The organism is Oleiagrimonas sp. (genome assembly GCF_027858935.1).
GTDB lineage: Bacteria > Pseudomonadota > Gammaproteobacteria > Xanthomonadales > Rhodanobacteraceae > Oleiagrimonas.
Genome location: NZ_JAQIBU010000283.1, coordinates 1 through 4834 on the forward strand (window position 1 = coordinate 1; position 4834 = coordinate 4834).

At 64.1% G+C, this 4834-nt stretch carries 5 protein-coding genes; 2 read left to right on the forward strand and 3 right to left on the reverse strand.

Annotated elements, in window-relative coordinates; genetic code table 11:
• The coding region (locus PF446_RS10465; RefSeq protein ID WP_298071367.1) for a glycosyltransferase at nt 1-1677 on the forward strand (1677 nt) is incomplete at its 5' end.
• Nucleotides 1678-1807: 130 nt separating this feature from the next.
• A complete protein-coding gene (locus PF446_RS10470) occupies nt 1808-2959 on the forward strand; it encodes an alkaline phosphatase family protein (protein WP_298071368.1) in 1152 nt (383 codons plus the stop codon).
• On the opposite strand, the gene PF446_RS10475 is transcribed toward PF446_RS10470, so the two are convergent.
• From PF446_RS10475 to PF446_RS10485, 3 genes are all read right to left on the reverse strand, one after another.
• Entirely contained in the window at nt 2947-3528 is a 582-nt protein-coding gene (locus PF446_RS10475) for a hypothetical protein (protein WP_298071369.1), read from the reverse strand. The genes PF446_RS10470 and PF446_RS10475 overlap by 13 nt on opposite strands.
• 140 nt (nt 3529-3668) lie before the next feature.
• Complete coding sequence (locus tag PF446_RS10480; protein WP_298071370.1) at nt 3669-4112, reverse strand: GNAT family N-acetyltransferase; 444 nt, start codon at nt 4110-4112, stop codon at nt 3669-3671.
• A gap of 173 nt (nt 4113-4285) precedes the next feature.
• Nucleotides 4286-4834: HAD family hydrolase (locus PF446_RS10485; protein ID WP_298071371.1), on the reverse strand; the 549-nt coding region annotated here is incomplete at its 5' end.

Consider the following 4834-nt stretch of genomic DNA (forward strand, 5'->3'; position numbering starts at 1 on the left):
GGCCGCTCCATGCGCCTGTTTCGGGCACCGTATTTCGGCGATGCCGAGCCCACTACCGCCGATGAACTGGTGCCGATCCAGATTGCGCAGAAGATGGGGTACATCGCCGTCGGCCTGCATATTGATCCGGACGACTGGCAGAAACCCCCGTCCGACCTCATCGTGCAGCGGGTGCTGACCCAGCTCGCGCAGACCAACCCGGAACGCGAAGGCCATGTGATCCTGCTGCACGATGGTGGCGGTGACCGATCGCAAACTGTGGCCGCCCTGCCCCGCATCATCGACGCGCTGCGGGCGAAAGGCTACCAATTCGTCACGGTGTCAAGTCTGGCCGGACTGACCCGTGATCAGACCATGCCCCCACTGGCGACAAGCTCGGTTTCGCGCTGGGCCGATCGCACGGTGTTCCTGACCCTGGGATGGATCGGCCACACCATACGCTGGCTGCTGATGTTGGCCATTGCGCTGGGCATCGCCCGACTGGTCCTGCTGGGGCTGCTGGCGCTCATCAACCTGCGTCGGGATCAGCGCCGGTTGAAACCGGTGCCCGGGGAAAATCCGCCACTGGTCTCGGTGTTGATTCCCGCCTACAACGAGGCAAAGGTCATCGTCAGTTCGGTCCGGCGCATCCTCGCAAGCCGCCATTCGAACCTGGAAGTGATCGTGATCGACGATGGTTCGGTTGACGACACTTCGGCCATCGTTACCCGTGCGTATGGCCAGGATCCGCGCGTGCGCCTGCTGACGCTCGTCAACGGCGGCAAGGCACATGCCATCAACGCGGGCCTGGGCGTGGCACGCGGCGAAGTCATCGTGGCACTGGATGCCGACACCCAGTTCGAACCCGATACCTTGCCGCGACTGGTGCGCTGGTTCGTCGACCCCACGGTAGGCGCGGTCGCCGGCAACGCCAAGGTCGGCAACCGAATCAATCTGATCACCTTGTGGCAGGCGCTGGAATACATCACGGCGCAGAACCTGGAGCGGCGAGCACTGGCCGCCCTGGACACCATTACCGTGGTCCCTGGCGCGGTCGGCGCCTGGCGTCACGCTGCGCTGGAACAGCTGGGCGGGTTCCCGGCCGAGACCCTGGCCGAGGACCAGGACCTGACCATTGCCGTGCAGAAGGCGGGGTATCGCGCACTGTTCGATGCCGAAGCCGTGGCCTGGACCGAGGCCCCGGACACCGCGCGTGGACTGGCAAGACAACGCTTCCGCTGGGCCTACGGTACGCTGCAATGCCTGTGGAAACACCGTGATGTCACATTCAGACCACGCTACGGCGCATTGGGCTTGATCGCCCTGCCGCAGGTCTGGCTGTTCCAGATCCTGTTCTCGCTGGTCTCGCCGCTGGTCGACCTGGCGCTGGTCTGGCAACTTCTCGCCACGGGCCTGGACTACCTGCAGCACCTGGGCCAGTTCAACGACCAGAACCTGATGAAGATGCTGGTGTTCTACGCCGCCTTCATGGCCGTGGACCTGGGCGCCACCATGCTGGCCTTCGCCATGGAGAAGAAGGAACAGTGGCGCCTGCTGTGGTGGGTGGTGCTGCAGCGCTTCGGCTACCGCCAGCTGATGTACTACGTGGTGGTGCGCTCGGTGTGGACCGCGCTGCGCGGCCCGTCGGTCGCCTGGGGAAGACAGGAACGCAAGGCCACGGTGAACGCGGGCGACTGACATCTCGCCAGGATCGTCACGACATGCGCGGGCGAGCTCTTGCGGCGTCCACATGGATACCGGAGAGCGCGTCGCATTAAGGTAAGATTCGATGTCAAGAATTGTCCTTATGCTGCATCCCGAGAGTTCCATGCGCCCGATTTCGCTGCTGTTGCTGTTTTTCGTCGCCTGTGTCACATCCTGGAACGCAAATGCACGGGGCACAGATGCCCTGCATGGCCGTCTGGTCGCCCCGGTCGGTCACGTCTTCGTCATCGTGCTCGAGAACGAGCCCTACGGCATCACCTTCGGCCCGCATAGCCCCGCCAGCTACCTCTCGAAAACGTTGAAGGCCAAAGGCGCCCTGCTGCCCGATTACTACTCCATCGGCCATATGAGCCTGGACAACTACATCGCCATGATCAGTGGCCAGGCACCCAATCCGCAGACGCAGGACGATTGCCCCGTCATGACCGGTTTCGTGCGCACGCGGCCCGGCCTGAATGCTGACGGACAGGCCCTCGGCAGCGGCTGCGTGTACCCGACCGATGTACACACCGTGGCCGGCCAGCTCCACGATGCCGGACTGGACTGGCGCGGGTACATGGAGGACATGGGCAACGATCCGGATCGAGAGTCGGCGACCTGCGGCCACGTGCCTATCGGTGCGCGCGACCACACCAACCACGCATCAGCCCACGACCAGTACGCCGACAAGCACGATCCCTTCGTGTATTTCCACGCCATCATTGATCACCGTGCCTACTGCTCGACGCATGTGGTCAACCTGCGCCACCTGCGGGTTGACCTGAAAACGGTCGCCACCACCCCGCAGTTCGCCTACATCACCCCCAACCTCTGCCATGACGGTCACGATGCGCCGTGCGCGAACGGCAAACCCGGTGGTCTGGTTTCCGCCAATGCGTTCCTCAAGACCTGGGTGCCGCGCATTCTGGCCTCGCCTGCCTACCGCAAGAACGGCCTGCTGGTGATCACCTTCGACGAAGGTAGCCAAGCCCACGCCTGCTGCCACGAGAAAGGCCTGCCCGGTGGCAGACCGGCAGGCATATACGGGCCGGGCGGCGGTCGGATCGGTGCCGTACTGCTGTCGCCTTTCATCAAGCCGGGCACGGTCAGCACCCATGCCTACAACCACTACGCCCTGCTGCGCAGCATCGAGGACGCCTTCGATCTGCCCTACCTGGGCTACGCCGGAGCAAAGGGGCTGCGTGCCTTTGGTCCAGACGTGTTTACCGCCCGCAAGCACATCGAGGCAACCCAGCGCAGCGCTCAGCGCCGATAGCCGGACTTGGGGTTGGCAGGGGCGACCCGGACGCCGGAAGCGGCGGGCATGCCCGTGAAGGTCGCGGCTGCGGGTGCATTGCGCCACGCCTGCCAAGGCGCGGGCCGTTGCCGGCCACGCCAGCGGTGCCAGGCTCGTCCATCCCGGCTTGCTGAAGGAGCGTCCTGCTGCAGGGCCAGCCGATGGCCATTGATCAGGACCCAATGCCAGCGTCCCGATGGAACCGGCTTGCGAGAAACGTAGACAAAACGTACTCGGTACCCTTGGCCCTTCGGGTTGGGTATGGAGGTCAGCGCCAGCTCGATGATGAGCTGGCTGGCGATCGCATGACCCTTGTAGTGGGCCGGTTGGGCAATCAGCTGATCCAGGCTGGTCCTGAGCAGACGATCAAGGCGGGGAGCAAGCTGGCGCGCAGGCAACACATCGGTGACCACGCCCGATGCATCGACCCTCACCAGGACCGGCAGGGTACGGTGCATGCCCGTGTTCAGGGATTCGGAAGCGTTGGCACACCAAGCCATGCCAGCCAGCGCGGCCCCCAGCACGAGCATCGAAACGAACTGTTTCATGGCATCTCATTCCTGGTCTGCGCGACGGTCCGGCTCTGCATGGTTGGACGAGGGACTTGGCATGCTTTACGGAAAACCTTCACGCCCAAACGCAACACGGCATTGTGGGTGCGCAACTGCCAAGCTACAGCGTGCCGGTATCAGGCTTCAAGCGCGCGCAGATAGAACCGGTTGCAGCCAAAGTGGCCTGTTTCGCCCATGCGCTCGGGAATCCGAATGAACCCGGACTTCAGATATAAGGCCTGGGCGCCCTCCATGCCGGTCAGGGTCTCGATGTAACAGTGCGAGAACCCCAACGTGCGCGCCGCCTCGAGACAGCGCCGCATCAAAGCGTGACCGGCACCGAGACCGCGCAACTGGGGAAGGAAGTACATCTTGCGCAATTCACAGACCGTGCCGTCCTCGCCGGCCAGCGCGCCGATGCCTGCCCCGCCCATGACGCGGCCTTCACGTTCGACCACGAAGTAGGCAGTACCCGGCTGTGTGTAGGCCGCATGCATGGCGTCCACTTCAGGATCGTGGATGGCGAATCCCTCTCCACCCGCTCCGAACTCGGGCATCACGGTACGAATCACGTGGGCCATGGCTGGATCGTCAACAACAGCAATGGGGCGGATCTGGAAGGCATCGGACGCAGTCATGTGACAGTAGAACTCGGACAGATCAAACCGCCATCATCGCAAAAAACCTGCTCCATATCATGCCGCATCCCGCCTTGTCCGCCACACCTGCGGCTGGAAACGCATATGACCGTATCTCAACCTCGCGCAGCCACCTCGTCCACGTGCCGCAGGAGGTCGGCTGGGTCCTCGTAGACCCGGAACGCACCAGACTGTTGCAGCTCCTGCACGCCATAGCCTCCGGACATCAGGCCCACGCCAAGGGCGCGGGCGCGCTGTGCCGCCAACATGTCCCAGATGCTGTCGCCGATCACCAGCGACTGCATGATGTCCACGCCGAGGCGCTCCGCCGCGACCATGAACAGGTCCGGATCGGGCTTGGCATGACGCACCATGTCGCGCGTGATCACCGGTGTCGCTTCCGGATCGATGCCCAGCGCTGCGAGATTATGCCGTGCCGTTTCCATGCGGCCGCTGGTGGCCACCGCCCAGGGCATGCCGTTATCCGTCAGCCAGGCCAGCAGTTCGCGCGCGCCCGGAAGCGGCCGGATCGAGCTGGCGAAACCACCGTAGGCTTCGGCATGCGCCTTGCGCAGGCGCGCCACGCGTTCCTCGGTGATGTCCAGCCCGGTCTCGCGCAGGAGGATGTCCGTGAACAGTCCGCCGCTCATGCCGATGCGGCGATG

Bases quoted from the DNA above. Each gene is read 5' to 3' on its own strand.
- PF446_RS10470 (WP_298071368.1), top strand. From the start codon at position 1,808: ATGCGCCCGATTTCGCTGCTGTTGCTGTTTTTCGTCGCCTGTGTCACA.
- PF446_RS10475 (WP_298071369.1), bottom strand. From the start codon at position 3,528: ATGAAACAGTTCGTTTCGATGCTCGTGCTGGGGGCCGCGCTGGCTGGC.
- PF446_RS10480 (WP_298071370.1), bottom strand. From the start codon at position 4,112: ATGGCCCACGTGATTCGTACCGTGATGCCCGAGTTCGGAGCGGGTGGA.